22 protein-coding genes and 4 pseudogenes are annotated in these 25,986 nt (G+C 65.1%); 20 read left to right on the top strand and 6 right to left on the bottom strand.

Features of this window, described 5'->3' with window-relative positions:
• Positions 1-6: 6 nt before the first annotated feature.
• The 3 genes from J9611_RS08000 (at position 7) to J9611_RS07990 (ending at position 2,915) form a co-directional block, all read left to right on the top strand.
• Positions 7-756, top strand: a complete 750-nt coding sequence (locus tag J9611_RS08000) for a FadR/GntR family transcriptional regulator (RefSeq protein WP_211879167.1) — start codon at positions 7-9, stop codon at positions 754-756.
• Positions 757-819: 63 nt separating this feature from the next.
• Positions 820-1,383 (top strand): gluconokinase, encoded by a 564-nt coding sequence (locus J9611_RS07995; protein ID WP_211879165.1) that lies wholly within the window; start codon positions 820-822, stop codon positions 1,381-1,383.
• 62 nt (positions 1,384-1,445) lie between these two features.
• Positions 1,446-2,915 carry a GntT/GntP/DsdX family permease gene (locus J9611_RS07990; protein WP_211879276.1) on the top strand — a complete coding sequence of 490 codons (1,470 nt, stop codon included), beginning with the start codon at positions 1,446-1,448 and terminating at the stop codon, positions 2,913-2,915.
• Between the two features lie 121 nt (positions 2,916-3,036).
• Here the strand turns inward: J9611_RS07990 and J9611_RS07985 are convergent, their stop codons facing one another.
• From J9611_RS07985 to J9611_RS07975, 3 genes are all read right to left on the bottom strand, one after another.
• Positions 3,037-3,405 carry a type II toxin-antitoxin system death-on-curing family toxin gene (locus J9611_RS07985; RefSeq protein ID WP_211879163.1) on the bottom strand — a complete coding sequence of 123 codons (369 nt, stop codon included), beginning with the start codon at positions 3,403-3,405 and terminating at the stop codon, positions 3,037-3,039.
• Positions 3,402-3,608 (bottom strand): YlcI/YnfO family protein, encoded by a 207-nt coding sequence (locus J9611_RS07980; RefSeq protein ID WP_246527532.1) that lies wholly within the window; start codon positions 3,606-3,608, stop codon positions 3,402-3,404. The genes J9611_RS07985 and J9611_RS07980 overlap by 4 nt, the downstream gene beginning before the upstream one ends.
• Before the next feature lie 127 nt (positions 3,609-3,735).
• On the bottom strand, positions 3,736-6,156 hold the full coding sequence (locus J9611_RS07975; protein ID WP_307857046.1) for a TOTE conflict system archaeo-eukaryotic primase domain-containing protein: 2,421 nt from the start codon (positions 6,154-6,156) through the stop codon (positions 3,736-3,738).
• Between the two features lie 574 nt (positions 6,157-6,730).
• Here J9611_RS07975 and J9611_RS22715 point away from each other — a divergent pair.
• A pseudogene (locus tag J9611_RS22715) lies at positions 6,731-6,889 on the top strand (hypothetical protein); the annotation flags it as partial.
• A 140-nt stretch (positions 6,890-7,029) separates the two neighbouring features.
• Here the strand turns inward: J9611_RS22715 and J9611_RS07965 are convergent.
• Positions 7,030-8,709, bottom strand: coding sequence for a PucR family transcriptional regulator (locus tag J9611_RS07965; RefSeq protein WP_211879160.1), 1,680 nt, complete (start codon positions 8,707-8,709; stop codon positions 7,030-7,032).
• Positions 8,710-8,836: 127 nt separating this feature from the next.
• Here J9611_RS07965 and J9611_RS07960 point away from each other — a divergent pair, with 127 nt between their 5' ends.
• From J9611_RS07960 to J9611_RS07940, 5 genes are read left to right on the top strand one after another with little or no spacing between them, the layout of a single operon-like run.
• Positions 8,837-10,135, top strand: a complete 1,299-nt coding sequence (locus J9611_RS07960; protein WP_211879158.1) for an alpha-hydroxy acid oxidase — start codon at positions 8,837-8,839, stop codon at positions 10,133-10,135.
• The gene (locus tag J9611_RS07955; protein WP_211879156.1) at positions 10,135-11,085 is read left to right on the top strand and encodes an ABC transporter substrate-binding protein; all 951 of its coding nucleotides are present in this window, start codon (positions 10,135-10,137) and stop codon (positions 11,083-11,085) included. Before J9611_RS07960 ends, J9611_RS07955 begins: the two co-directional genes overlap by 1 nt.
• A gap of 12 nt (positions 11,086-11,097) precedes the next feature.
• Positions 11,098-12,024, top strand: coding sequence for an amino acid ABC transporter permease (locus J9611_RS07950; protein WP_246527530.1), 927 nt, complete (start codon positions 11,098-11,100; stop codon positions 12,022-12,024).
• On the top strand, positions 12,021-12,785 hold the full coding sequence (locus J9611_RS07945; protein WP_281414544.1) for an amino acid ABC transporter ATP-binding protein: 765 nt from the start codon (positions 12,021-12,023) through the stop codon (positions 12,783-12,785). Before J9611_RS07950 ends, J9611_RS07945 begins: the two co-directional genes overlap by 4 nt.
• A gap of 55 nt (positions 12,786-12,840) precedes the next feature.
• Positions 12,841-13,221: a RidA family protein gene (locus J9611_RS07940; RefSeq protein ID WP_211879152.1), complete on the top strand. Its 381-nt coding sequence runs from the start codon at positions 12,841-12,843 to the stop codon at positions 13,219-13,221.
• A gap of 1,078 nt (positions 13,222-14,299) precedes the next feature.
• Here J9611_RS07940 and J9611_RS07935 read toward each other — a convergent pair.
• Entirely contained in the window at positions 14,300-15,082 is a 783-nt protein-coding gene (locus J9611_RS07935) for a hypothetical protein (RefSeq protein WP_211879150.1), read from the bottom strand.
• A 446-nt stretch (positions 15,083-15,528) separates the two neighbouring features.
• On the opposite strand from J9611_RS07935, the gene J9611_RS07930 reads away from it, so the two are divergent.
• From J9611_RS07930 to arfB, 4 genes are all read left to right on the top strand, one after another.
• Positions 15,529-16,626 (top strand): pyridoxal-phosphate-dependent aminotransferase family protein, encoded by a 1,098-nt coding sequence (locus tag J9611_RS07930; RefSeq protein ID WP_211879148.1) that lies wholly within the window; start codon positions 15,529-15,531, stop codon positions 16,624-16,626.
• A 168-nt stretch (positions 16,627-16,794) separates the two neighbouring features.
• Positions 16,795-17,058, top strand: a complete 264-nt coding sequence (locus J9611_RS07925) for a type II toxin-antitoxin system Phd/YefM family antitoxin (RefSeq protein WP_211879146.1) — start codon at positions 16,795-16,797, stop codon at positions 17,056-17,058.
• A complete protein-coding gene (locus J9611_RS07920; RefSeq protein WP_211879145.1) occupies positions 17,055-17,315 on the top strand; it encodes a type II toxin-antitoxin system RelE family toxin in 261 nt (86 codons plus the stop codon). The genes J9611_RS07925 and J9611_RS07920 overlap by 4 nt, the downstream gene beginning before the upstream one ends.
• 405 nt (positions 17,316-17,720) lie before the next feature.
• A complete protein-coding gene (gene arfB, locus J9611_RS07915) occupies positions 17,721-18,143 on the top strand; it encodes an alternative ribosome rescue aminoacyl-tRNA hydrolase ArfB (RefSeq protein WP_211879143.1) in 423 nt (140 codons plus the stop codon).
• A 395-nt stretch (positions 18,144-18,538) separates the two neighbouring features.
• On the opposite strand, the pseudogene J9611_RS07910 reads toward arfB, so the two are convergent.
• A pseudogene (locus J9611_RS07910) lies at positions 18,539-18,673 on the bottom strand (helix-turn-helix domain-containing protein); the annotation flags it as partial.
• 136 nt (positions 18,674-18,809) lie between these two features.
• On the opposite strand from J9611_RS07910, the pseudogene J9611_RS07905 reads away from it, so the two are divergent.
• The 7 genes and pseudogenes from J9611_RS07905 to J9611_RS07875 form a co-directional block, all read left to right on the top strand.
• A pseudogene (locus J9611_RS07905) lies at positions 18,810-20,212 on the top strand (NAD(P)-dependent malic enzyme).
• A gap of 57 nt (positions 20,213-20,269) precedes the next feature.
• Entirely contained in the window at positions 20,270-20,506 is a 237-nt protein-coding gene (locus J9611_RS07900) for a hypothetical protein (RefSeq protein WP_211879141.1), read from the top strand.
• The gene (locus tag J9611_RS07895; RefSeq protein ID WP_211879139.1) at positions 20,503-21,363 is read left to right on the top strand and encodes a bifunctional allantoicase/(S)-ureidoglycine aminohydrolase; all 861 of its coding nucleotides are present in this window, start codon (positions 20,503-20,505) and stop codon (positions 21,361-21,363) included. Before J9611_RS07900 ends, J9611_RS07895 begins: the two co-directional genes overlap by 4 nt.
• A 33-nt stretch (positions 21,364-21,396) precedes the next feature.
• Positions 21,397-22,191, top strand: a complete 795-nt coding sequence (locus tag J9611_RS07890; protein ID WP_211879137.1) for a hydroxypyruvate isomerase family protein — start codon at positions 21,397-21,399, stop codon at positions 22,189-22,191.
• Complete coding sequence (locus J9611_RS07885; RefSeq protein ID WP_307857045.1) at positions 22,083-23,156, top strand: 2-hydroxy-3-oxopropionate reductase; 1,074 nt, start codon at positions 22,083-22,085, stop codon at positions 23,154-23,156. Before J9611_RS07890 ends, J9611_RS07885 begins: the two co-directional genes overlap by 109 nt.
• Positions 23,157-23,214: 58 nt before the next feature.
• Entirely contained in the window at positions 23,215-25,002 is a 1,788-nt protein-coding gene (gene gcl / locus J9611_RS07880) for a glyoxylate carboligase (RefSeq protein ID WP_211879133.1), read from the top strand.
• Between the two features lie 110 nt (positions 25,003-25,112).
• A pseudogene (locus tag J9611_RS07875) lies at positions 25,113-25,869 on the top strand (amidohydrolase family protein); the annotation flags it as partial.
• Positions 25,870-25,986: the final 117 nt, after the last annotated feature.

The following is a 25,986-nucleotide window of genomic DNA, read 5'->3' as shown; positions in this document are numbered from 1 at the left end:
ACGCCCATGGCCAGCGACGAATCATCAGCGGGCCGCCGCCGTAGCTACGATGCCCTCCTGGCGGACATCGAGGCGGACCTGCGCTCGGGCAAGATCAAGCTCGGGGACCGTCTTCCCGGCGAACGCGCCCTGGCGGAAACCTACGGAATTTCGAGGGCATCGGTACGCGAGGCCATCCTCATCCTGGGCGCCATGGGCGTGATCCGCAGTTCCGTCGGGTCCGGACCCGCGTCCGGCGCGATTGTCATTTCCGACCCCTCCGCGGGCCTCTCGTCCGCGCTGCGGCTACATGTTGCCAGCAACAGGCTGCCCGTCGCGGACATCGTCCAGACCCGTATCCTGCTGGAGACCTGGACCGCCCAGACGGCGGCGGCCCGCCTCGATTCCGAGGAGGAACTACAGCATGCTGCCCATTTTCTCCACGCCATGGACGACACCGAACTGGACCGGGAGGCCTTTTACGAGCTGGACGCCCGGTTCCATGTTGCCCTGAGCTCGCTGGCAGGCAACGCAGTGGTCGCCACCATGATGGAGTCCCTCAGCGGAGCCATCGTCGGCTACGTCAAGGATGCCGTCGACGCCATGGATTCGTGGCCCGAGGTCGTGTCCGTGTTGCGGAGCCAGCACCACGGCATCTTTGCTGCCTTCCAGGCACACGACGGCGAGCTCGCCGCCCGCCTGCTGCGCGAACACATCGAGTGGTTCCACCGGCAGGCGTCCCAGGCGCGCGCCGCGAAGGCCGCACCGCCAGGGTAACCCCGTGGAATCAGCTGCGATTCACTGTGGCACTGATGCCCCGGTGCTGCCAAGATGGGCATCATGGACACCCCGGACCTGGCGACGCCTGCTCTCACCAACCCGGCCGTACTGGTTGTCATGGGCGTATCCGGTTCCGGCAAATCCACCGTTGCCGCCCTCCTTGCGGGGCGGCTCGGTTGGGCCTTCGAGGAAGGCGATGCCCTGCACCCCCAAACAAATATCGACAAAATGGCCGCGGGACATCCGCTCACGGATGGGGACAGATACCCCTGGCTGGAGAAGGTCGCCGGGTGGGTGGACCGGAGGCTGGATCATGGGGAGAACGGCGTCATCACCTGTTCGGCGCTCAAACGGTCTTACCGGAACATCATTAACCGCCGGGGCTCCGGCGTCGTCTTCGTTTTTCTGTCGGGGTCCCCCGAGACCATCAGCGCACGGCTGGCCGAACGCCACGGTCACTTTATGCCCCCGAGCATGTTGGCCAGCCAGTTCGCAGACCTCGAGGAACCGTCCCAGGATGAGCCCGGAATCCGGTTCGACGTCGGCCCGGCTCCAGGGACGATTGCCCAACGAATCATGGACGAGTTCGGCCTGCGGCCGAGCGGAACGGGACGAGGACCATGAACGGAATCTCCACCCTCAACAAGCCTTTCACCGGGGTCGCCACCGACAGCACCACAGACCTGATGAATCAACCATGGAACGGCCACGACACCCAAGTACTTGTCGTGGCAGCCGTCGGCATCGCGATCGTCGTCCTCTTGATCATCTGGGCGAAGATGCATGCCTTTCTGGCCCTGAGCATCGGGTCCCTCTTCGTCGGCATTGCCTCCGGTATCGCTCTGGACAAGGTGACCACCTCCTACGAGACCGGCGTCGGCGGGGTGCTGGGCTACGTCGGAGTCCTCATCGCACTGGGAGCCATGCTGGGCAAGCTGTTGGCGGATTCCGGCGGTGCGGACAAGATCGTGGACACACTTCTCCACGGCCGGGCTGCAACGCTGCCCTGGAAGATGGCGCTCATCGCCGGCATCATCGGTATCCCCATGTTTTTCGAGATCGGGCTCGTGCTGCTCATACCCGTCGTGATGCTCGCCGTGCACCGTTCCGAGGGCCCGGCGATGCGGCTTGGCATTCCAGCCCTGGCCGGCCTGTCGGTGCTCCACGGATTCATCCCGCCACACCCGGGCCCGCTGGCGGCGATCGGCATCCTGCACGCCAATGTCGGTGTGACTCTTGCCTTTGGCCTCCTTATAGCGGTTCCAACCGTCATCATCGCCGGTCCCTTGTTTGGCCGTCTCGCCGCACGGATGGTGCCCATCGGCGCCGCTGGCGCCGGCCTGGCCGTCACCGTCGGATCCGGCGGGAACGCACAGACGGCCGATCCCCAGGACCAGGGCACGGGCCAGGGCACGGGCCAGGGCACGCAGGCCGGCAGTCAGCGCCGCGACGCGCCCCTGGGCAAGGCACAGGATTTGGATGCCACGCGCAGCCCGTCCTTCACCTGGACCCTGGTCACCCTGCTGTCCCCGTTGGTGCTCATGCTGATCAAAGCCGGGGCGGACATCTGGATGGACAAAGGAGCTGCGCTGCGGCCCTTGCTGGACTTCATTGGCGATCCGGTCTTCGCGCTGCTCGTGGCAGTGCTGCTGGCCATGCTCACTTTCGGTACAAGAGTGGGCTTCTCCGCGTCGACTCTGACGAAGAAGATTGGCCAGAGCCTGCTGCCGATTGTCGGGGTCATGCTCATCGTCGGCGCAGGCGGCGGTTTCAAGCAGGTCCTGGTCGACGGCGGTACCGGAACCGCGATCGCCAAGATCGCCGTGGCTGCCAGTCTGTCGGCTCTGGTGCTGGGGTGGATTATCGCGGTGCTGATCCGTCTCGCCACAGGCTCGGCGACCGTGGCTACCGTGACGGCCGCGGGCATCATCGCACCCTTGGCAACCGGTCTGACGCCGGCTCAGTTGGCGCTGGTTGTGCTCGCCATCGGTGCCGGATCGCTGTTCTTCTCCCATGTCAACGATGCCGGCTTTTGGCTGGTCAAGGAATACTTCGGGCTGACCGTAGGGCAAACGATCAAGACCTGGTCCGTCATGGAAACCATAATCTCCGTCGTCGGATTCGGATTCACACTGCTGCTGTCCGCTTTCGTCTGATCGAAGCACCCGCCAGAGACGCACCAGGCAAGGATGCGACTCCCGCGGCGGCAACTAGCGGTCGTTTTCGGTAGTTGGTCGCTCCTTCCCGCTTGCCCGCCGCCGCAGAAGCGAACGCCGCCTACCGCGGGACAAGATGCTCGGCGATCAGGGCTGCGCTGCGTTCCAATGTGACGCTGCCGGCGGCCACTCCCACAACGAGATCAAGCCCCTCGTCCGTGCTGAAGTTGTGCCGGTAGCCGTTGATCCAGAGCTTCAGGACCATCAAGGTCCAGGCAGTGCGTTTGTTGCCGTCGATGAGAGGGCGGAAACGTGCCACAGATTCAAGCAGCGCCGCGGCCTTCATGGGCAGCTGCGGATATGCTTCCGCGCCCATGACTGTGGTCGCAGGGCGCGCCAGAGCCGAGGCAAGGAGCCCAATGTCACGCATGTGGAATCCATACCGGTCGATAACCTGCAGCGCGTCCTCAATTTCGAGGTATGAACTCATGCATCCTCAAGGCGTTTGAGCAGCTCGCCGTCGTGGCTCATGACGAAGTCCATGCCCGCGCTGATGTCGCGGCTGCGGTGGTGGCGCTGGAGGACGAGTTCGGCGCCTTGGAGCAGCAGCGCCGACTTGGAGGTGTGCTCTTCCAAGGCGAGCTGCTCAAGGCGGCGGTCAAGGTCTTCGGGAATGCGCAAATTCATGGCCATGTTTTCATAGTCCCAAACGGTACCAATGGTGCTCTGGCAGAATTTCACCACAACATTCTCAGCCGGCCGTCAACAGCGCTGGCCTGCTGAACCTGGTTGGAGCAGAGCCCGCTCGGGGAGTTGGGAGTCACCTGATTGTCAGCTTTCGTGGGTCAGGGAATCCGAGCGAGACGTACCCCGGCGCCCGTTTGTTCAACGACGCGGCCAGCACCGGAGTTGATTCGTCGTAGTAGTCGTGCACGGTCGCCACAGTTTTCCCCGGGTACGGCCTGATGACGCGGCCGGCATATTGGACCAGCCGTCCCTTGAACGAAACGGGCGCAGCAAGGAACAACGTATCCAGTTTGGGGCAATCGAAGCCTTCCCCGATGTAGGAGCCGGTGCCCAGCACCAGCAATGGCTGGGCGTCGTCCATATTGGCAAGACGGTCGACGGCGGCCTGCCGTTCCTTCGCTTTCATCGCGCCGGAGAAGACCACCGGTTCCAGGCCCGCCGCCTCGAACCGCAACCTGAACGAGTCGAGATGGGCCTTCCAGGTCGTCAGCAAAAGAATTCGCCCTTTGCGTTCGTATGCTGCCATGACGTCGTCGTAGATTTGCGACAGGCGTTCCTCGCTGGCGATCAGGTCCTTGTAGATGGCGGAAATCCCGCCCGGCTCGCTGGGGTCCGCGTCGCCGTCGTAAATGTAGGCCGTCCGGTGCAGTTCCAAGGCCAGCGTCGGCTCCACTATCCCGCGTCCGTTGCGTGGAAGTTGTTCTGGAGCCGCCGGTGGAATGGTGTGCGTGACCTGGCCCAGCTGGTGGTAGATCAGCGCATCCAGCTTGTCCCGCCGGTACGGCGTAGCCGTCAGCCCCAGCCAGTACCGCGCCGGAATCTGGTTCATGACGTGGCTGAACGCCGCGGCCGGGACATGGTGGCACTCGTCCACGATGACAAAACCGTATCCGGCGGTCAGTTCGGCGACATTTTCGCGCCGCGCCAGCGTGGGCAAGAGCGCGACGTCGACGCGTCCCGTTGTTTTTGCCCGTCCGCCTCCTATCTGGCCGCACTTTTCATCCATGTACTCGCGAATGCGGCTCCGCCATTGGTCAGCCAGGGCCTTGCGGTCGACCAGGATAAGCGTGGATACGCCCCGACGCGCCATCGCGGCACACGCGATCACCGTCTTGCCGGTGCCCGGCGGTGCGACTAAAATCCCCGCATCCGCGGCGGTGGCGGCATCCGCGGCCTCTTGTTGCTCCGCATGGAGACGGGCCGTGAATTCGAAGGCTTGAGCAGTTCCGGCCGCGCGTTGATCGTCAATGCGCAGCGTGCTGCCACTCGATTCGACCAGCTGCTGCAACAGCGGCAGCAGCCCACGGGGGAAGACAAGGTCCCCTTCGAGAGTCTCGTCGTAGTTGCGCAGAAATCGGGGAATGTTCCAGGTGGACCGGCGCTGGCGCTGTCGTTCGTAGAATTCAGGGTTCGGCATGGATGCGGCATGTTTGACTGCCGAAATCATCGCCGGTCCCAGTTCCGCTTCCTTGATGGTTACGCGCGAGGCAAACGCCGCGTGGACGATCAGAGCCGGGCGAGGAACGATCTTGGACGATTGAGGCAGTTCGAGCCGGCGCACCTCCGGTCCCACCTTGACGGCAGGCAGCCTCCGGACGTGGGTGCTGACTTCCCGGTCCGAGAGCCGGTCCAGGCTGGACAGGTAGGCCCATTGGTCCTCATAGGGTTCGAGGGTCGTGGTGTCGATGAACAGCGTGGTTCCGTGCTGCCGGCGCTTGCCGTTCAACGGCGCGGCAATCAGGTTGCCCATGCCTTTGCCGGAATGCATGTCTTGGGAGGGGAAGAGCCTGTCGTAACTTGCCAGGCTCATGCTGCCGCGCAATCCCATGGCCTCGTGGATGAGGCCGGTCCCCAGCTGTCGTGCGACCGACGCCGGGATTGCCGCGCCAAAGAAGATCCAGGCGTGGGCCCCGCGCCCAGATTGCGACACTTCAAGCGCTGCCGGGATGCCGCGAAAACGTGCTGCTTTGACGTACGCCAGGGCATCCAACATTGCAGCGCTGCCGTCAAAATCCGCCGCCACCCACCAGCAGGTGTCCTGTTCAGTCAAGGGGTAGAGGCCGACGTGTTGCAGTCCGCGCAGATGATCGGCAATAACCATTGGAGTGAGTGCCAGGAAATTGGCGCCGGCGGCTTTCGCCCCTTTGCGCCAACCCCCGGCGACCGCGGGAACCCAGCCTGATCGTCCATCTCGTTCGTTTTCCCAGCGGACTGCGTAAATATCATTGCGTGCCCGGAACAAATCCTGGAACAGCCGGACTTTTGCCTCCGGCGGCGATTCCATGGTCACCGGGCCATGGTGCACAACTGCGGCAATGGCAGGCTGGTCTTGATGCGGAGCTGTTGATTCGGATTCGGTGAGTTCCAACAGTTTCCGCAGCCTGGCATTGTCACGGCGCAGCTCCTCGAGCTCGCGCACCAGTGCGCCGCCTGCCGCATCGAGAAAGAGGGGCAGCACGGTTTGTCCAGCAGCCTCGGGCGTGTCTCCACTCACAGCTACCATTGTGGTCGGCAGAAGCTCACATTTCCGGAACTCTCTGCACTTTTCGGTGGCAGAGGGCCCAACGCGAGTAGCCCAACGTGTATGCGCCGGCTTCTACGCGCGGGTTCTTTATGAGCAACACACAGAAAGCGGTAGCCTTCAGCAATGCCTCGGCTGTCACGGCGCGCCCAACAGCGTCGGCTCCGCAACACGCGCGCATGCTGAACGCGGTACCAGCATTGCCTGCCGTCCTTCGAATGCCCCGCGTTCCTGAGCCCCGAGTGGGCCGTAGGAGTCTTCTGTCCGGCGTTGCCGGATGTTTCCCCAGAGGTAACGATGGAGGGTGGCGCGTGTTTAACTACCGCCGCAATGCAAAGGGAGGCTTCGTCATGCTGCGCCTGGATGCCATTGATCTGGGGGATCTCGCCATGGCACTTGAAAACCATTTCATGGACTACGGCACATTCTTTTGGCTGGATCCAGAAACGGGGCAGATCGATCTGTGGGGCGAGGAAGTGGCCGACGAAACCGGCGAAACCGTGGAAGACCTCGCTGAGCGTGGAGGCATCCGCATCGAACCCGTCGAATCAAATGTGGGGTATCGGGACATGGAGGTGTTCGCCTCCAATGTCCGGGACCGGGCCAGCGGGAACGCCTTGAGCGGGCCATCAACGGCCATCGTCCATTCCGGCATTTCAAGGACGCCTTGCAGCTGTTTCCCGGGCTGGAAGCGGAGTGGTATGAATTCCACGACGCCGTCATGAAGAGGCAGGCCATTGAATGGCTGGCCGACAATGACCTGGTGGACGAGGCAGAGGCCGCGGCCGCCATCAGAGCGATGCAGGAACCTGTGTAGTCCATTCGGGCAGATCCGGTGTTCTGCGCCTACGTCGGCACCGTCGGCCTTGCCTGAGGTGCGAGGTCCATGGTTGTCAGGCGCAGCCAGATCCAGAGCCGCTTCTGCGGGTCGTCCAGATCAAGGTCAAAGTCCTTGGCCAAGCGTGCGACCCGATAGCGCACGGTGTTGTTGTGCACGTGGAGACGTGCCGCCGTCGTCGAGATGTTTCCGTTCGAAACCAGATAGGCCCGCAGGGTGTCCAGGTAGTCGGTTTGCTGTTCGGCGTCATGGGCCTGGATCCTTGCGATGTCGTCGAGATCGGCAAGCCCGTTGTCGTCGATAAATGCCCCGATTTTCAAAAGGTTCAGCGGGATTCGGTGGTCCTCGAAAAGACCGGCGGCGGGGACCCGCCCGCCACTGGTGCCCGGCGTGGCAGTTTGCTTGTGGAGCAGATATTCCAACGTTTGCAGCGCTTCAGATCTGGATCCGGGCAGGTCCTCTACACGGGACGCGATGCCTCCAACGGCGGCGATGACCGGGTAGGAGCTGATCGTGTGGGCGTACGCCCCGATTTCCTGGACAACGCGCCGATGCACGGCCCTGGGGGTGGTTCCCTGGCAGGGCAGGAGGGCATAGACAACCGAGCCAACAAGGGCACTGTTGCTCGTGTTGAACTGGATGTTGCACACTGTCGTGACAAGGTGCAGCAGCCGGTGGATTTCACGCACCGACTCCAGGCTCCCGGTTTCGGGGCGGACTATTGAAAAGGCCGCGACGGCGAGCCCATGGACTGGATCTAGCCCGAGCTGGGCAGCGGCAAAGGACGCATGGACGGTGTCGTCCATGAGCGTGCGGATCAAGTCCCCGTTCCGGCGTTCCCCAAAATCGGACGCCGAACGGGCATGGAGCATGTGCAGCCCGGCCAGTGGCGCCATCCTGTCGAGCGCGTCCAGGGCCGCCTCGCGTTTCTCTTCGCCTGGGTCGATGATCCAGATCGAGCCAAGCAGTTCGCCGCCGGCCCGCACGGCAAGGGCCAGCCTGGCCATCTCATCATCTACGGCGGGGATCAGCACCGCACCCGCGGACGCATAGACGATCTTGAAGTCTGTATCGAACGCCGGCGGCTTGATCTCCTGCAGGGAGAGGGTGGTGACGCGGCGCAATTCGTCGATGGGCTGGCCCGGCAGAGTCGAATATCCAAGCACCCGTCCGAGCGGATCCACGATGCTGGCTGCGCCACTGGTGATGGACGCTGCAGCGTTGGCGAATGCGTAGAGATCCCCCAGCCGGACCCCTGAGACGGAATCCACGGCCGCACCCATGACCGACGCCCTGGCCAGTGCCACGAGCCGCGTCCAATCGGCGTTGTCGGGTGCGACAAGGACAGCGAGGCTGTGGCGGACCGCGGCGGAGCGCAGCTGCTCCAAAGACGCCCCGTGGGCCTTGACGATCACGGCGGCCGCGTTGCTGTTCGAGGCCCGGTGAAGCAGCTGGTCAAAATCCGGCGAACCGCAGCTAAGCCCGACAGCCAGGATGATCCGGCCATCGATACTCGTCCATTCGTCCATGGGGTCATACATGAGGACGTCCGAGACCGGATGCCCGAGGTTTTCCGGCGTGGGATTGGCGTGCACGAGATCGGCCTGCATGAGTTGGATGCAATCAGACAACCGCACCGCCGCAGCGTTCTGGTCGGGCTCCGCAAGATGCTGTATCTCTGAATCCATGAGTGGACGATATCACAAGCTCAATAAGGAACTTTTGGAGGAACCGACATATAGAAGGGATGAGATCCTCGTCACGATTGAGGGACGAAGTTGATCGAGGTTCCACGCAGGAAATAGAGGACGCGAAATGAGAATCAAAGACATCAAGTCACTGGCGACGGTTCAAGGCCCGGCCCGCTCAGTGTCGGAGCGGCTGTCGCGGCGTTGCTACAGCGTTGAGGACATGAGGAAAATGGCCGCGAAACGCCTTCCCGGGAGCGTATTCGACTACATCGAGGGCGGCGGCGAGGACGAGGTTTCCCTGCGTCGCAACCAGTCGTCCTTTGATGACTGGGCCTTCCTCCCGAAGTGGGGATCGGTGGAGCACCTGGACCTCAGCTCAACGCTCCTGGGCGGCCCGGTTGCGATGCCCCTGACCTTGTCCCCCACCGGTGGCACCAGGTTGTTCCACCCCGACGGCGAGACCGCCGTCGCCCGTGCGGCCCTCGAGGCCGGCATTCCCTACGGACTGGCACATCTGAGCACGACACCCATGGAGCATGTCAGCGCCGCTGCCCCCGGGCTTCGGCGGTGGTTCAACCTCGAGCCCACGGCGGACAAAGGCCTCCTTCAGGCTGTCCTGGACCGGGTCTCGAACGCCGGCTACGAGGCGCTTCTGCTCAACGTCGACTGCCGGGCCATTGGCCACCGGGAACGCGACTACCGCAACGGATTCACCGCGCCGCCATCCATCAAGCCCAAGACCGTCATCGAAGGGGCACTGCACCCCCGGTGGGCTCTTGGATTCCTGGCCAACGATGCGATCGCCTTCCCGAACCTGGACGCGGAAATTCCTGAGGGCCCGCTGTCCAGCACCCCCGACATGTGGCGGACACTGCTGGCCGGGCAGTACGAGCCGACGGACTGGGACGACATCCGGGATCTGAGGGCGCGCTGGAACGGTCCCATCATCCTCAAAGGCGTCGTCAACCCCAGGGACGCCGTCATGGCAGCCGAGCTCGGCATCGGCGCCATCCAGGTCAGCAACCACGGCGGCAGGCAGCTGGACCACATGGCTTCGCCCCTGGACGTGCTTCCCGAAATCGTCGACAGGACGGCCGGCCGGGTTGAAATCATCGTCGACGGCGGCATCCGCCGCGGCTCCGACGTCGTCAAAGCCCTCGCCCTCGGCGCCGATGCCTGCTCCATCGGCCGCCCCTACCTCTACGGACTGGCAGCCGCCAGCCAGGCAGGCGTTGCCCATGTGCTGAAGCTGCTGGCCGCGGAAATGACGCGCACCATGATGCTGCTCGGCGTCTCCACGATCCAGGAGCTGCGCGACGAAGGCCGTGACCTGATCCGGCACCGCAGCGACGCCTTCACCCGCACCCTTCACGCTGATTTCCCCCAGGCCCAGCTGGCCTACTCCGATCTGAGGACCCCCTGATGAAATCCCCCACGGCAACCGCTCCCGGAAAGCACATCCAACGCGGCATCCCGGCCGTCATGGCCACGGCGGCACTCCTGCTGGCGGCCACCGCCTGCGCGCCGGGCACCGCAACCTCACCGTCAACGCCGTCGGGAGACCCGGCCGGGTCCGGCACCGGGGTCCCTGCCCTTGCTGTCAACGATGCCGCCGCACAGTTGCTCCCGGAACCGATCAAATCAACAAAGGTCCTGCGCATTGCCATCCCCACCAACGAGCCACCGACACAGTTCTACCGTGAAGGAACCCAGGACATGACGGGGACCAACCCGGACATCGCACGCCTCCTCGGCCAGGCCCTGGGCGTAAAGGTGGAGATCCAGGTCGCCAATTTCGATTCCATCATCCCCGGGATTGCCGCCGGCCGGTACGACATGACCGTCTCCTCGATGACCCCGACGGAGAAGCGCATGGAGGTCCTGGATTTCGTTGACTACATGCAAATGGGCAATTCCATTGCGGTGGCCAAGGGGAACCCGCAGGGGATCACTGATCAACACGCACTGTGCGGCAGGAAGGTCGGCCTCCTGACCGGGTCCTACCAGCTCACGGTCAACGTCCCCGACTACGACAAGGACTGCACCGCGGCCGGCAAGGACACGATCCAGCGAAGCGAGTTCCAGGACACGCGGCAGGCAATCTCCGCCCTGACCAGCGGACGGCTGGACGCCGTACTGGCGGACTCACCCATTCTGAACTTCGCTGCCACGCAGAACTCCCAGATCGAGATCGCCGCAAAATACGACTTCACGCCGGTCGGCGTCGGCATGCCCAAGGACTCCGGCCTGGTCAAATCCGTCTCCGCCGCGCTCTCCGGTGTCATCAAGAGCGACTCGTATCTCAAGGTGCTCGGGAAATACGGGCTTGAGTCCAGCGCCATCAGCGACGCCCGCGTCAATTTCGCCCAATAGGAGATGACAACGATGCAGCAACAACACATCATCCCTGACGCCGGCCAGATCACGCCGGCGGCGCCGGGCGATTCCATCCCGGTGGTGCCGCTCAAGCACCCGCTCCGGCTGGCGATCGCCGTCGTTCTCATTCTGGTCGCACTCAGCGCCGCCTGGGACGTGGCGGTGAATAAGCGGTACCACTGGGACGTCGTCGCCTCCTATCTCTTCGCCCCGCAGATCACCACCGGGGCCGGGCTGACCATCCTCCTGACCGTGGTGTCCATGAGCGTCGGCATCGCCCTGGGCACGGTCCTGGCGATCATGCGGCTCTCGGCCAACCCGATCGTGAGCACCATCAGCAGGGGCTACATCTGGTTCTTCCGCGGCACACCCCTGCTCGTGCAGCTGATCTTCTGGTACAACATCGCAGCCCTCTATCCGGTGATCGCCTTCGGCCTTCCCTTCGGCGGACCCTCCCTGGTCCTGGGATCGGCCAACGTGCTCATCACCCCCCTTGGCGCCGCGTTGCTCGGGCTGTCCCTGAACGAGGCCGCCTACATGGCCGAGATCATCCGCGGCGGCATCGGATCGGTGGACAAGGGCCAGTACGACGCCGCCCGGGCCCTGGGGATGAACGGCAGCCAGCTCATGCGTCGGGTCATCCTCCCCCAGGCGATGCGTGTGGTCCTTCCGCCCACCGGCAACCAGGTCATTTCCATGCTCAAGGGCACGGCCCTGGTCAGCGTGCTGGCGATCTCGGACCTGCTGTACTCGGCCCAGATCATCTACGCCAACAACTACCAGACGATCCCGCTGCTCATCGTCGCCAGCCTCTGGTACCTGCTGATGACAACCATCCTGAGCTTCTTCCAAACCAAACTTGAACGGCGCTATGGCCGCGGCTTCGACGCAGCGCCGCGACGGACCCGCCGGTCAAAGACAAGGACAATACGATGAACACCGCCATGGTGGAAGCCCGGGGCGTACGCAAGAGCTTCGGCTCGACGGAAATCCTCAAGGGCATTGATCTGAGGGTCGAACGCGGCTCGGTGACCTGCCTGATCGGCCCGTCCGGTTCCGGAAAGACGACCTTCCTGCGGTGCATCAACCACCTGGAAAAGGTCGACGCCGGGCGCCTGTACGTGGACGAACAGCTCGTCGGCTACGCCGAGCGCAACGGACGGCTCTACGAAATGAAAGAGCGGCAGACGGCCCGCTCACGGCTGACCGCAGGAATGGTCTTCCAACGCTTCAACCTGTTCCCGCACATGACCGTGCTGGAGAACATCGTGGAAGCGCCCGTCCATGTGCTTGGCCGGCCACGGAGCGAAGTCACCGCCGAAGCACAGACCCTGCTGGACCGCGTCGGGCTCGGCAACCGGGGACACTCATACCCCCAGGAGCTCTCCGGCGGGCAGCAACAGCGGATCGCGATTGCGCGGGCACTGGCCATGAAACCCAAGCTCATGCTCTTCGATGAACCAACATCGGCGCTCGATCCGGAGCTCGTCGGCGAGGTGCTCGACGTCATGAAGTCCCTGGCCGAGGCAGGGATGACCATGGTCGTGGTCACCCACGAACTCGGCTTCGCCCGCCAGGTCAGCGACCAGGTCGTCTTCATGGACCAGGGCGTCGTCGTCGAAAGCGGGCCCCCCGCCGAGGTCCTGGGCTCCCCGCACCACGAACGCACCCAGGCCTTTCTGTCCAAGGTCCTCTAAACCACCACCAGCACGACCCTGCCGGCCATCGGGCCGGCACCCTGAAAGGAACACCATGCCCCGAGAGCAAATCAGCACCGACCTCGCACCCAGCCCGGCCGGCCCGTATTCCCAGGCCATCGCCGCCAACGGCTTCCTCTACACCGCAGGCCAGACGCCCCATGACCCTGCCACCGGCCACGCCGTCGGCACCACCATTGAAGAACAGAGCCTGCAGGCGATGAAGAATTTGTCCGCCGTCCTGGCCGGGCACGGCCTGGACTTCTCCCATGTCGTCAAGGCCACGGTGCACCTGCACCACCCGGGCCGGGACTTTGCCGGATTCAACAGCATCTACGCGCAGTTCATCGAGGCGCCCTTCCCTGCACGCACCACCGTGGGCTCGTTCCTGGGAGACTTCCTCGTCGAGATCGATGCCGTCGCGGCCCTGCCCTGACCCCCACGAAACCCGGGCAAGGAACCATCCCCCGAAACGGCCCCGGTTGATGCCCAAAAAGCACCAACCGGGGCCGATGTTACTTAAACCCTGCGCTGCACCCCCGGCGAGAGGCACGGCTTTCTGTGAATGTCTTCCTCCGTGCCCGCTCCCCCACCAATGGCTCGAGACCCGCAAAGGCCGCAGAAAATCGATATGAACCAAGTTCCCGGATCCAAACCGGAACCGGGGGGCCGCCGCAACGGGGCCGAAGGCACGTGCTGACGGTCATGCTGCTGAAGGGTCTTGCCCCAGGGTGTGCACATTGTGCCCACGGGGTCGATTGAGGGGAAGGCGTCAGGGCCGACGGGTGACCACGGGTCGCTCTTTCAGCGTCTGGCCTATCTTCTCGACGGAGGCAAACCATGACTGCATGTCTTGGTCTATCGCGCCTATGACGGTTCGCATGTTGACAAGTTGGGATTCGATTCGGCTGTTGATGAGTGGCCAGATGCGCAACGCGGTTGCGCAGGCGGTACACGCCCTCCACCGCACGCTCCAGCTCATGCACCGGTCGCTTCAAATTCGGAAAGGCCGCATGACGAGCCTCATCCCACAGCAGCTGCTTCCCAGCATCCTTACGGCCTGGCAACATGAATCGCCACGTGCCAAGCGACATGGCCGCAAGAAGATCCTCGTGCAACCGCACCCGCTGGTCCTTGGGTCGCAAACGGGTTGATCTCCCGCCCGTGACCTGGCATCGGGAATGTCTCTCCCCAGGATCCGCTCTATCAACACCGACGGATCCAGAACCCAGTCCGAGGAGTGGAGCTGCCCTGTCACCGGGTTTGTCTGGGTGGCGTTCCAAAGACACAATTTTTCATCGATGGCGTTACGAAGCACGACCTCAAAAATATGCAGTGCTTCAGGAAGACAGGGGCAGGCTCCCTGTTACGGATTACTGAGGGTCCCACAGCCAGGAGCTATGGGGCCCTCAGCCATTGGTGGCTGGATCCTTCGAGTCGTAGTCGTTCCCAATCAGCGACAGTCGAAGCGATGTCTTTCGCGCTTGTCGTTCACGGCAGCTCCTCAATATCTGTTAGCGATGGCCAAAATTCGGGGCCGTCTCCCTGTCGATTGGGATAGCGCCGCTGGCCACCGGAGAGTTCTCCGCCCGGATCCTTGCGGATTTTTCCTCGGCTTCGATGAAAGCCTGAGATGTGGTAGTGAACAGCCATGAGCACACCGTCCATGGCACAGAGACGGGCACGGCGAGTACGGCAAGGCCGACGTTGGCGCCGGCATTGAAGCCAGCGGTAAACACTTGCGCGAGCAGCGATCCGAGTGAGGCGAGAAAAGGGAACCGCAAGCCGAACAGCCAAACCACGGCGACAGCGCCCAGCGCCCAGGCCAGAACGCCCGCCATCGTGGGACCGGCATTAGAGAGGATCCTCTCCAAGACGACTCGGACGTTCCCGGTCTGCGCCGCGAACAGAAGGATGAGCCAGCACGATGCTGCAGCCCGGCTCCACACCAACCCGGCCGAATCATAGAAAGTGTCGACGCCATCAATGCGGTTTCGGATCAACGGCAGCACCCAGAGGATTCCGATGGCGATGAAGAACGCATACACGGCTGCGTGCGAGAGTCCCTGATCACGGAACTCAAGGAACGGTGGCATCGACGTGATCAACCATTCGGACCCACTCCGCCACCCGGTTGCGGCAAACAGCATCGGCAGAATCGCTGCCGGAGTCTTGTCCGTGGCGATAGCCGCAATGGTCAGCACCGCCAGTACCGAGGCTGCCATCCGATAGGGGGCGTCGGCTTTGGAGCGCCACTCCTTCCCCAGTTCCATCCAGGACTTCATGAAATCGATCACGATCCTTGCCAACCCCTTCGTGCACCGGCCGCTAATTTGTCACTTCCCATGGTCGCAAGCGGCACCGACAATGTTGATTCTCCCGGCGTCAACCGCGATTCATCTGTGGGATATGGATCGGCCGTAGCAGAGCATCGACGACGCACCCGAGGCCGAGGCATGGGCCTTGGACTTCAGCCTCGACCAACAAAATGGCCCCCGAAGAGGCCCATAAAAGGGAAGCTCCGGCCGCGGCGGTGCCGAGAGCCGGTGAGGCAGAGTACAGCCTGCGCGCCTGGGCGTATTCACACCGGCTACGACGGTTTCCCAACACCACGCGTGAGCTGATGGCGCGGGGTGGGACGAGAATGACATCATCAAGATCCTGCGTGGAAATTTCATCGACCCCTATTCGGGTAGTGGGTTGAGCCGGGAGCCGGCAGGTCAGCCGCAATGAAGGAGTTCCAATGCCAGACATTTTGACCTCACGGTTCCTGTTCGGTCCGGGACCGAGCAACTGCTACCCGGAAGTGACCGCCGCGTTGGCACATCCCGTGATTGGGCACCTGGATCCGGTCTTCATCGAACGGCTCGACAACACCTGCGAGGGCCTCCGCACGGTCTGGGGGACTAACAATGCCTGCACGCTGCCACTGAGCGCCACCGGTTCCGGCGGCATGGAAGCGGCTTTCGTGAACACAGTGGCCGACGGCGATGTGGCAGTAATCGCCGTCAACGGCCTCTTCGGTGAGCGCATGTGTGAGGTGGCCCGCCGCTGCGGCGCGACCGTGGTTCGTGTGGACCACGACTGGGGCACGCCCATCGACGCCGAACGCGTTTTGACGGCCCACCCGCGGCCGAAGGTGATTGCGGCCGTCCACGCCGAAACCTCAACTGGAGTATTGTCCGACGTCGCATCGCTCGGGCAGAACAAGGGAGATGCGCTGCTGATTGTAGACGCCGTGACGTCCATCGGCGGGCTGGAACTCCTTGCGGACGACTGGGGAATCGACGTCGGCTACGCCGGCACTCAGAAATGCCTCGGCGTGCCGCCGGGGTTATCGCCCTTCACAGTGTCGGGTAGGGCCTTCGAGCGAAGGATTGGGAATCCCCGCTCCTGGTACTTGGACATCGGCCTGCTCGGGGGTTACGTCGGGGCCGTCAGCGGCAGCGGTCGGACCTACCATCACACGGCGCCGGTCACCATGATCGCCGGTCTCGAGGCGGGTTTGCACAGGATCCTGGCCGAGGGACTGGATGCGGTCCAGGCGCGCCACCGCGCGGCAGGGGCTGCGTTGCAGGCGGGGCTCCAGGAGATGGGTCTTGAGCTGTTCGCGGCCGAGGGCCACCGGCTGCCCAGCCTTACCACCGTCAAGGTCCCGGACGGTGTCGACTCAGCGGCCGTACGCCGCTATCTTCTGGAGCATTTCAGCATCGAGATTGGCTCCGGGGCGGGCAGCTATGCTTCCAGCGTCTGGCGGATCGGAATGATGGGCCCCAACGCAAATGCCGCGTCAGTGACCCTGGTGCTGGGGGCTCTCAAGGAAGCCATCGCCTCTGCCTAGCCACGGACTCTCCGAGAAAACACTGATTCGAGCGCCTCCTCACACAGGCACCGGCGCATTTGCATCGGATGCGAACATGACGGACTCAGGTTGTCCAAGGTACATCATCGGCACTTTGGACACTTCATTATCTATTGCCATTGTGTACACAATTGCTACGATGGATCCATGAACACGATCACCTCCTCCGTTACAATCCGTGCCCTCCGCGACGGCTTGGCCGACGCCGTGGGACGGGCCAGCTACGGGCACGAGCGGGTGCAGATCACCAAGAACGGCAAGCCCGCCGCCGTGTTGATCGGCCCTGAGGACTTTGAGCTGCTGGAGCAGCTCGAAATGATGCGGGACGTGACCGAATACCGCGCCGCCAAGGCCGAGGACGATGGTGGCCGCGTCAGCCTGGATGAGCTGCGCGCCGAGCTTGACGGGTGAGTTCCTACCGCGTCGAATTCACCACAGAGGCCGCCACGGAAATCCGGAAGCTGGATGCAGGGATCCGCCGCCGCATCCTGGCCGGGATTGCCGACCTCGAACGGGATCCGCGCCCGGCCGGCTGCAAGAAGCTCGTGGGCGAAGACAATGCCTGGCGGATCCGCATCGGTGACTACCGCGTGCTGTACGACGTCGTAGACGACCTGCTCGTGGTCACCGTCGTCCGGGTGGCCCACCGTAGGCATGTCTATAGGTAGGACCTGAATTGCTCACCATTGGCCTGAACGCCAACCCGTTCATGGTGCCTTGGCTCAGACCCAGCTGCCAAGAATGCGGTGTGAAGTTGGCCCCTAGAGAATTTCTACAACCGCCAACGCCGCCATTCCGGCCTGGACCATCGCACCCCGATCGAGCACGAGCTACACTCCAAGAACCCACCCCAAACAGCCTGAATTTCATTCTTCAACGGGTAACCAATCCCTGGGGCAGGTCACCGAGCCAACAAAATCAGGGCAGTCCCTTACCCGGCGGTTCAGTTTTCGGCTGAAGTCCATACCCGTGCCTAAGACTCTGGATCGGTTGTCCGGGTATCCGTGCGTTTATGCCACCTGCAGCTCCTCAGCAAGCCGCACCCAGTGGTCACATCGCGCAATGCTTGTTGCATGGATCTGGAGGTGTCGCCCGCGCTCACGATTCCCGCGTCGGAACTCCGCTGGCGGTTCTCGCGTTCGTCCGGTCCAGGCGGGCAGCACGTGAACACCTCGGACAGTCGCGTCGAGCTCTCCTGGAACATTGCCGGCTCGGCGGCGCTCTCCGATGGACAGCGGACGATACTGGCCATGCGCCTCGGACGTCGTCTCATCACCGGAGTGATCACCGTGACCGCCTCCGAGCAGCGCTCCCAGCTCCGCAATCGCGAGATCGCCTTGGGCAAACTCGCCGAACTCATCACTGCAGGTCTTGCCCCCGGTGCTGTCCAACGCCGTCCGACTAAGCCCACCCGGGGGTCGAACCGGGGGCGCCTCGCCGCAAAGGAACAGCGGTCAGCAACGAAACGGCAACGGCAACGACCGTCCGCCGAGTAGCAGCACCCAAGCGACAACTTCCGTCTTCCATCCCTGCATGCCCGGATCAGGTGACACTGCGGGGCAGTGTGCCCGCGGTCGCAGACCATCAGGAGGTCGACCGCCTCGCCAGCATCGCACCATGCAGCCCATTCGTCGAACGCAATTCACGCCATCGCTGCTACCGACCTAACGGCGATAGGAACTCCTCCACCTTCACCCGCGCTTTCCGCCGCGAGTACGGGACCTCGCCGACCGGCTGGCCCTCGAAGCCGGTCTGACGGTGGTGGTGGGCTGGGCGGACGGCACCGTTGTCAACGGCAGCTCGCCGGCGCGTCACGGTTGCGGGCGTCGACGCTTCGGAAGGTAACCGGCGCTCATAAACTACGCCCGCGAGGATGACGTCATCTATTCCGGCCCGAGGGCACCAGGGTCCGCAGGAGCCGGTGGATCGTGGGCAGCGGCCGGTTCACCACCGCGGAGAGCTCGCTCGGCGACATCTCGCCGCCCGCCGCAGTGATCATCTCGAGGAGCTCGACCACCCGCTCCACCGATTGCACACCGCATGAGGTCTGTCACCGTCAACCCCCTTGCAAACCCCTCTACCCTCCCATAAGCTCCGTTGCACGAGAGAGTTTCGTTCCGCAATACGATTGAAATGGCCGCCTCACTCCCCTCGGAGGAACCATGGCAGCGCCCAGTCCCGGTTACTCGATGATCCTGCGGGTGCAGGCACCGTCCAGCTTCACCGCCACGAGCGAGATCGTGTCGGCCGCCGCGGCGGCCGGCGCCGCTGTCACCGCTCTCGACATCGTCGAGTCGCACTCCGACCACGTCGTCGTCGACGTCAGCTGCAACGTCTCCGACGCCTCCCACCGCGACGAGGTCCGGGAGGCGCTCGACGGCGTCCACGTGCGCCAGGTCAGCGACCGCACCTTCCTCATCCACCTCGGCGGCAAGATCGAGGTCACGCCCAGGGTGTCGTTGCGCAACCGTGACGACCTCTCCCGGGCCTACACCCCCGGTCTCGCCCGCGTGTGCATGGCCATCGCCGAGAACCCCGACGACGCCCGGCGTCTGACCATCAAGCGCAACACCGTCGCCGTGGTCACCGATGGCACCGCGGTGCTCGGCCTCGGGGACATCGGACCGGCGGCGGCCCTGCCCGTCACGGAGGGCAAGGCCGCCCTGTTCAAGGCCTTCGGCGGCGTCGACGCCTGGCCCGTGTGCCTGGACACCAAGGACACCGACGAGATTGTGCGCATCGTCAAGGCCATGGCCCCCGTCTACGGCGGGATCAACCTCGGGGACATCGCCGCCCCGCGCTGCTTCGAGATCGAGGCCCGCCTGCGCGAGGAGCTCGACATCCCGGTCTTCCACGACGACCAGCACGGCACGGCCATAGTGGCGCTCGCCGCCCTGTTCAACGCCCTGCGCGTGGTGGACAAGCGCCTCGAGGACGTCCGGATCGTCGTCTCGGGCGTGGGGGCGGCCGGGCACGCCATCGTCCAGCTGCTCAAGGCCCAGGGCGCCGGGGACATCGTGGCGTGCTCCCGCAAGGGCGCCATCCACCGCGGGGAGACCTACGGGGACTCCCACCGGCAGTGGATCGCCGAGAACACCAACGAGAGCGGCTTCTCGGGCTCGCTGAAGGAGGCCATGGCGGGCGCCGACGTCTTCGTCGGCGTCTCCGCGCCGAACCTGCTGGACGAGGACGACATCGCTTCCATGGCGGACCGGAGCATCGTCTTCGCCGTGGCCAATCCTGATCCCGAGGTGGACCCGACCGTCGCCGCCAAGCACGCCGAAGTGGTCGCCACCGGCCGCTCGGACTTCCCGAACCAGATCAACAACGTCCTCGCCTTCCCCGGGCTCTTCCGGGGCCTGCTCGACGCCGGTGCCACCGACATCACCACCGAGATGCTGGTGGCCGCGACGGGCCATCGCCGGTTGCGTGGCCGACGATCAGCTCAACGCGAGCTACATCGTCCCGAGCGTGTTCGACCCGGCCGTGGCCCCCCGCCGTCGCGGCGGCCGTCCGGTCGACCGCCGAGGCCACCGGCGTCACGGCGGACGCCGGCTCCCGGTGACCGTCTGAGCGCCGCACCCGCCGGCCACCCGCTACCAGCCCCAGGAGGCACCCCCCCATGACCAGCATCAGGACCGTCGAGGCCGTGGCCGGCACCGGGGTGCGGCTGTCCGACGGGTCCACCACGGCCCGGGTCCTGGCCCGCTTCGTCCACCGCGGCGTCCCCTGCGCCGCCGCGACCCCGGCCGAGCTGGAGGACGCGGCGGGCTCCGGCGAGCAGGACCTGTTCGCCCTCGCCCACCCCAAGGCCGCGCCCACCCCCCCGCCCCTCGATTCCCGGAGACGCCTGACATGACCGATCGCACCTACCACGCACCCCGCGGCGGCCACCCGCCGCAGACGGACCTGCTGACAGACCGGGCGATGTTCACAGAGGCCTACGCGGTGATCCCGCGCGGGACCATGCGGGACATCGTGACCAGCCGGCTGCCGTTCTGGGACGACACCCGGCTGTGGGTGCTCGCCCGGCCCCTCTCGGGCTTCGCGGAGACGTTCTCGCAGTACATCATGGAAGTCGGCCCCGGCGGCGGCAGCGACCGCCCCGAGACCGAGTCGGGCGTCGAAGGCGTCCTGTTCCTCATGGAGGGGGCCCTCACCCTGACCGTCAAGGACGAGGAGCACGAGCTCGCGCCCGGCGGCTACGCCTTCCTCCCACCGGAGTGCCAGTGGACCGTGCGCAACCATGGCGACGAGCCCGCCCGCTTCCACTGGATCCGCAAGGCCTATGAGTACGTGCAGGGCGTCGAGGTCCCCGAGCCGTTCGTCACCAACGAGCAGCACGTGGAGCCGACGGCCATGCCCGGCACCGACGGCAAGTGGGCGACCACCCGCTTCGTCGATCCCGACGACGTACGGCACGACATGCACGTCACGATCGTCACCTTCGAGCCCGGCGCCGTGATCCCGTTTGCCGAGACCCACGTCATGGAGCACGGGCTCTACGTGCTCGAGGGCAAGGCCGTCTACCGGCTCAACCAGGACTGGGTCGAGGTGGAGGCCGGCGACTTCATGTGGCTGCGGGCGTTCTGCCCCCAGGCCTGCTATGCGGGCGGACCCGGGAAGTTCCGCTACCTGCTCTACAAGGACGTCAACCGGCAGATGAAGCTGCCCGGACGCGGCGGCTCCCCGCCCGCCAGCCACCCCGTCTCCTGACCGATGCCATATTACGAAATCTAGGAGGCCAACGTGTCCTACACCGTGAACTGCTCCATCCTTCTCACTGAGCTGCCCCTCCTCGAGCGACCCGCCGCCGCGAAGGCCGCCGGCTTCGACGCCGTCGAGTTCTGGTGGCCCTTCGACACCTCCGTGCCCGCGGAAAAGGACGTCGACGCCTTCGTGAATGCCGTCGAGGACGCGGGCGTGCAGCTGAGCGGCCTGAACTTCAACGCCGGCAACATGCCCGGCGGGGACCGCGGACTGGTGTCGTGGCCGGCCCGTTCCCAGGAGTTCGTGGACAACCTCGATGTCGTCGCGGGGATCGGGCTGCGCACCGGGTGCAAGGCCTTCAACGCGCTTTACGGCAACCGCCAGGACGGCGAGTCCGCCGAGGCCCAGGACGAGCTGGGCGTGCAGAACCTCGTCCGCGCCGGCCAGGCCGTCCAACGCATTGGCGGCACCGTGCTCCTGGAGCCGGTCTCCGGAGCCCCGGCCTACCCGCTGAAGACGGCCCAGGACGCCCTGGACGTCATCGCCCGGGTCCGGCAGAATGGCGCGGACAACGTCAAGCTGCTGGCCGACTTCTACCACCTGGCGGTCAACGGCGACGACGTCGCCGCCGTCATCGACAACCACGCTGCGGACTTCGGCCACATCCAGATCGCCGACGCCCCGGGGCGCAATGAGCCTGGCACCGGGGAGCTGCCGCTGCAGCAGTGGATCGGCCGCAGCCGGGAGCTCGGCTACTCCGGCTACGTGGGCCTGGAGTACAAGGCCTCACAGGAGGACCCCTTCGCCTGGGTCTCCGCGTGGGCTCACCCCTGAGCCACCTTCATCCGACCAACCCCTGCACACCACCCGCCCGTCGCACTCACCGCCCGGACCCCACCAGTGAGGACAGCACAATGACCAACGTCACCGTCATCGGACTCGGCATCATGGGCCTGCCCATGGCCAGGAACCTGATCAAGGCCGGCCACGACGTCGTCGGCTACAACCGCTCCCGGGACAAGATCGACCAGCTCGAGGAGGCCGGCGGCAAGGGCGCCTCGAGCGTTGCGGACTCGGTGAAGAGCGCCGACGTCGTCATCACGATGGTCCCCGACTCCCCCGACGTCGAAGGTGCCGTCACCGGTCCGGACGGCGTGTTCGAGCACGCCAAGCCCGGGGCCCTGTGGATCGACGCCAGTTCCATCCGCCCCGACGTCGCCGCCCGGCTGTCGAAGCAGGCCGCCGAGAAGGGCCTCCGCCCCCTCGACGCCCCCGTCTCCGGCGGCGAGCAGGGCGCGATCGACGGCGTGCTCTCCATTATGGTCGGCGGTGAAGCAGCGGACTTCGAAGCCGCCCGCCCGGTGCTTGAGGCCGTGGGGAAGACGATCGTGCATGTGGGCCCGTCCGGGTCGGGGCAGACCGTCAAGGCCGCCAATCAGCTCATTGTTGCCGTGAATATCCAGGCCCTGGCCGAGGCGATCGTCTTCCTCGAGGCCTATGGCGTGGACACCGATGCCGCGCTGAAGGTGCTCGGTGGCGGGCTGGCCGGCTCCAAGGTCCTGGACCAGAAGGGCCAGAAGATGCTCGAGCGCAACTTCGACCCCGGCTTCCGGCTCCAGCTGCACCACAAGGACATGGGCATCGTGACCGCCGCGGCCCGCGAGGCCGGGGTCACCATCCCGCTCGGCGCCGTCGTGGCCCAGCTCGTGGGCGCCGCCGTCGGCCGCGGCGACGGCGGCCTGGACCACTCCGGGCTGTTCAAGCTCGTCGAGGAGCTCTCCGGCCGCTCCGGCCGGTAGTGCCACATCCCCTGCACCTCCGGACCCGCTCCGGGGTCCTGCTCACAAGGAGTTCACCATGGCAAGAATGCGCACGGTCGACGCCATCGTCGCCATCCTCGAGAAGGAGGGCGCCACCGAGGCCTTCGGCCTGCCCGGCGCCGCCATCAATCCCTTCTACGCGGCGATGCGTGCCCACGGGGGTATCCGGCATACCCTCGCCCGCCACGTGGAGGGCGCCTCCCATATGGCGGAGGGCTACACCCGCTCGGCCCCGGGCAACATCGGCGTGTGCGTCGGCACCTCCGGTCCGGCCGGCACGGACATGATCACGGGCCTGTACTCCGCCTCGGCGGACTCCATCCCGATCCTGTGCATCACCGGCCAGGCGCCGGTGGCCAAGCTGCACAAGGAAGACTTCCAGTCCGTGGACATCTCCTCGATCGCCGCGCCGGTGTCCAAGATGGCGATGACCATCCTGGAACCGGGCCAGGTGCCCGGAGCGTTCCAGAAGGCCTTCCAGCTGATGCGCTCCGGGCGCCCCGGACCGGTGCTGCTGGACCTGCCCTTCGATGTGCAGATGGCCGAGATCGAGTTCGACATCGACGCCTACGAGCCGCTGCCGGTCGAAAAGCCGCGCGCCACGCGCAGGCAGGCCGAAAAGGCCCTCGACATGATGTTCACCGCCGAGCGTCCGCTCATTGTCGCCGGCGGCGGCATCATCAACGCCAACGCCTCGGACAAGCTGGTGGAACTGGCCGAGTTGCTCGACGTCCCGGTGATCCCGACGCTGATGGGCTGGGGTGCGATCCCGGACGACCACCCGCTGATGGCCGGCATGGCGGGGCTGCAGACCTCACACCGCTACGGCAACGAGACCATGCTGGCCTCCGACTTCGTGATCGGTATCGGCAACCGCTGGGCCAACCGCCACACCGGCGGCCTGGATACGTACACCAAGGGCCGGAAGTTCGTGCACGTGGACATCGAACCGACCCAGATCGGCCGCGTGTTTTCCCCGGACCTGGGCATCACTTCCGACGCCGGCGCCGCGCTGGACATGCTGCTCGAGGTGGCCCGCGAGCGCAAGGCGCGTTCCGCCGTACCCGACCGCTCCGCGTGGGTGCAGGACTGCGCCCGCCGCAAGGGCTCGCTGCAGCGCAAGACGCACTTCGAGAACGTGCCGATGAAGCCGCAGCGCGTGTACGAGGAGATGAATTCGGCCTTCGGCAAGGACACCACCTACGTGTCCACCATCGGGCTGTCCCAGATCGCCGGGGGGCAGTTCCTGCACGTGTTCGGTCCCCGCCAGTGGATCAATGCCGGCCAGGCCGGCCCGCTGGGCTGGACCGGCCCGGCCGCGCTCGGGGTGGTGCGCGGCAAGCCCGGACAGACCGTGGTGGCACTGTCGGGGGACTACGACTTCCAGTTCATGATCGAGGAGCTGGCCGTGGGCGCCCAGTTCCAGCTGCCATACATCCACGTGGTCGTGAACAACTCCTACCTGGGACTGATCCGCCAGTCCCAGCGCGGGTTCAAGATGGAGCAGAACGTCTCCCTGGCGTTCGAGAACATCAACTCCACTGATCTCTCTGCGAACGTAAGCGGCTACGGCGTGGACCACGTCAAGGTGGCCGAGGGCCTGGGCTGCAAGGCGCTGCGGGTGATGGACCCGGAGAAGCTGCAGGAGTCGTTCGACAAGTCCCGTGCCCTGATGGCCGAGTTCAAGGTCCCGGTGGTGGTGGAGGTCATCCTGGAGAAGATCACCAACATCTCCATGGGCACGGAGATCGACAATGTGGTGGAGTTCGAGGAGCTGGCCGAGCGCGGGGTGGACGCCCCCACCGCGATCGTACTGCTCGACTGACCCGCTCCCAGGTCAGCGAGAACGTGAACGACCCCGAGCGGATCCTGCGCCTGATCGCCGAGTACAAGCGGGAGCACGGGCTCCCGGCCGATGCCGTCGGCTCCCCCCGCATGGGGGCGGACGGCCAGGGCGCCTTCCCCGGAGACCACCGCGAGTTCGACCTGGTGATCCGGGGCCGGAGCATCCTCACCACTGCCGGGGTGGTCGCGCGCGAGGTGGGGATCCGGAACGGGAAAATCGTGGCCATCGAACCCCTGGGGCCAGCCTGGGCGGCCGCGAGGTCGTGGAGCTGGCCTACGACAAGACCCTGCTCCCCGGCCTCGTGGACACCCACGTGCCTGCCCTCGAGTACAAGCGGCTCTTCGCCCAGGGCAACGTGTTCGTCGACGTCGGCTTCTGGGGCGGGGCGATCCCCGGCAACAACCCCACCTGCGCGAGCTGCACGACGACGGCGTGTTCGGCTTCAAGTGCTTCCTCCTGCACTCCGGCGTGGACGAGTTCCCCCACCTGGAGGCCGACGAGATGGAGGAGGACCTCGCCGAGATCAAGACGTTCGACTCCCTGCTGATCGTGCATGCCGAGGACTCCCGGGCCATCGACCGCGCGCCACACCCCGAGGGGGACGTGTGCGCGAACTTCCTGGCCTCCCGCCCGCGCGGCGCGGAGAACCTGGCGATCGCGGAGGTCATCGAGCGCACCCGCTGGACCGGTGCCCGCTCCCACATCCTGCACCTGTCCTCCTCGGATGCGCTGTCCATGATCGCCACGGCCAAGCGTGACGGGCTGGACCTCACCGTCGAGACCTGCCCGCACTACCTCACCCTGTTCGCCGAGGAGGTGCCCAACGGCGCCACCGCCTTTAGGTGCAATACCGTTCAGTTAATAATTAGGATGTGTACTTGAGGATTTTGGGTGGGTTGCGGATGCTGGGCATGGTGCGCGCGTTTGGCGGCCCATTTGATGACCTTGCGTTTGACTACCCGG

Origin of the sequence: Pseudarthrobacter albicanus (assembly GCF_018224015.1) — a bacterium.
GTDB lineage: Bacteria > Actinomycetota > Actinomycetes > Actinomycetales > Micrococcaceae > Arthrobacter > Arthrobacter albicanus.
This window is presented reverse-complemented; position numbering and strand designations above follow the sequence as displayed.

What these genes read in the sequence shown, in the direction of transcription:
- J9611_RS07965 (WP_211879160.1), bottom strand. Translation starts at nt 8,709, where the DNA reads ATGGATTCAGAGATACAGCATCTTGCGGAGCCCGACCAGAACGCTGCG.
- J9611_RS07925 (WP_211879146.1), top strand. Translation starts at nt 16,795, where the DNA reads ATGAACACGATCACCTCCTCCGTTACAATCCGTGCCCTCCGCGACGGC.
- gcl (WP_211879133.1), top strand. Translation starts at nt 23,215, where the DNA reads ATGGCAAGAATGCGCACGGTCGACGCCATCGTCGCCATCCTCGAGAAG.
- J9611_RS07985 (WP_211879163.1), bottom strand. Translation starts at nt 3,405, where the DNA reads ATGAGTTCATACCTCGAAATTGAGGACGCGCTGCAGGTTATCGACCGG.
- J9611_RS07960 (WP_211879158.1), top strand. Translation starts at nt 8,837, where the DNA reads ATGAGAATCAAAGACATCAAGTCACTGGCGACGGTTCAAGGCCCGGCC.
- J9611_RS07930 (WP_211879148.1), top strand. Translation starts at nt 15,529, where the DNA reads ATGCCAGACATTTTGACCTCACGGTTCCTGTTCGGTCCGGGACCGAGC.
- J9611_RS07995 (WP_211879165.1), top strand. Translation starts at nt 820, where the DNA reads ATGGACACCCCGGACCTGGCGACGCCTGCTCTCACCAACCCGGCCGTA.
- arfB (WP_211879143.1), top strand. Translation starts at nt 17,721, where the DNA reads ATGGATCTGGAGGTGTCGCCCGCGCTCACGATTCCCGCGTCGGAACTC.
- J9611_RS07990 (WP_211879276.1), top strand. Translation starts at nt 1,446, where the DNA reads ATGAATCAACCATGGAACGGCCACGACACCCAAGTACTTGTCGTGGCA.
- J9611_RS07945 (WP_281414544.1), top strand. Translation starts at nt 12,021, where the DNA reads ATGAACACCGCCATGGTGGAAGCCCGGGGCGTACGCAAGAGCTTCGGC.
- J9611_RS07950 (WP_246527530.1), top strand. Translation starts at nt 11,098, where the DNA reads ATGCAGCAACAACACATCATCCCTGACGCCGGCCAGATCACGCCGGCG.
- J9611_RS07955 (WP_211879156.1), top strand. Translation starts at nt 10,135, where the DNA reads ATGAAATCCCCCACGGCAACCGCTCCCGGAAAGCACATCCAACGCGGC.
- J9611_RS07940 (WP_211879152.1), top strand. Translation starts at nt 12,841, where the DNA reads ATGCCCCGAGAGCAAATCAGCACCGACCTCGCACCCAGCCCGGCCGGC.
- J9611_RS07895 (WP_211879139.1), top strand. Translation starts at nt 20,503, where the DNA reads ATGACCGATCGCACCTACCACGCACCCCGCGGCGGCCACCCGCCGCAG.
- J9611_RS07900 (WP_211879141.1), top strand. Translation starts at nt 20,270, where the DNA reads ATGACCAGCATCAGGACCGTCGAGGCCGTGGCCGGCACCGGGGTGCGG.
- J9611_RS08000 (WP_211879167.1), top strand. Translation starts at nt 7, where the DNA reads ATGGCCAGCGACGAATCATCAGCGGGCCGCCGCCGTAGCTACGATGCC.
- J9611_RS07980 (WP_246527532.1), bottom strand. Translation starts at nt 3,608, where the DNA reads ATGGCCATGAATTTGCGCATTCCCGAAGACCTTGACCGCCGCCTTGAG.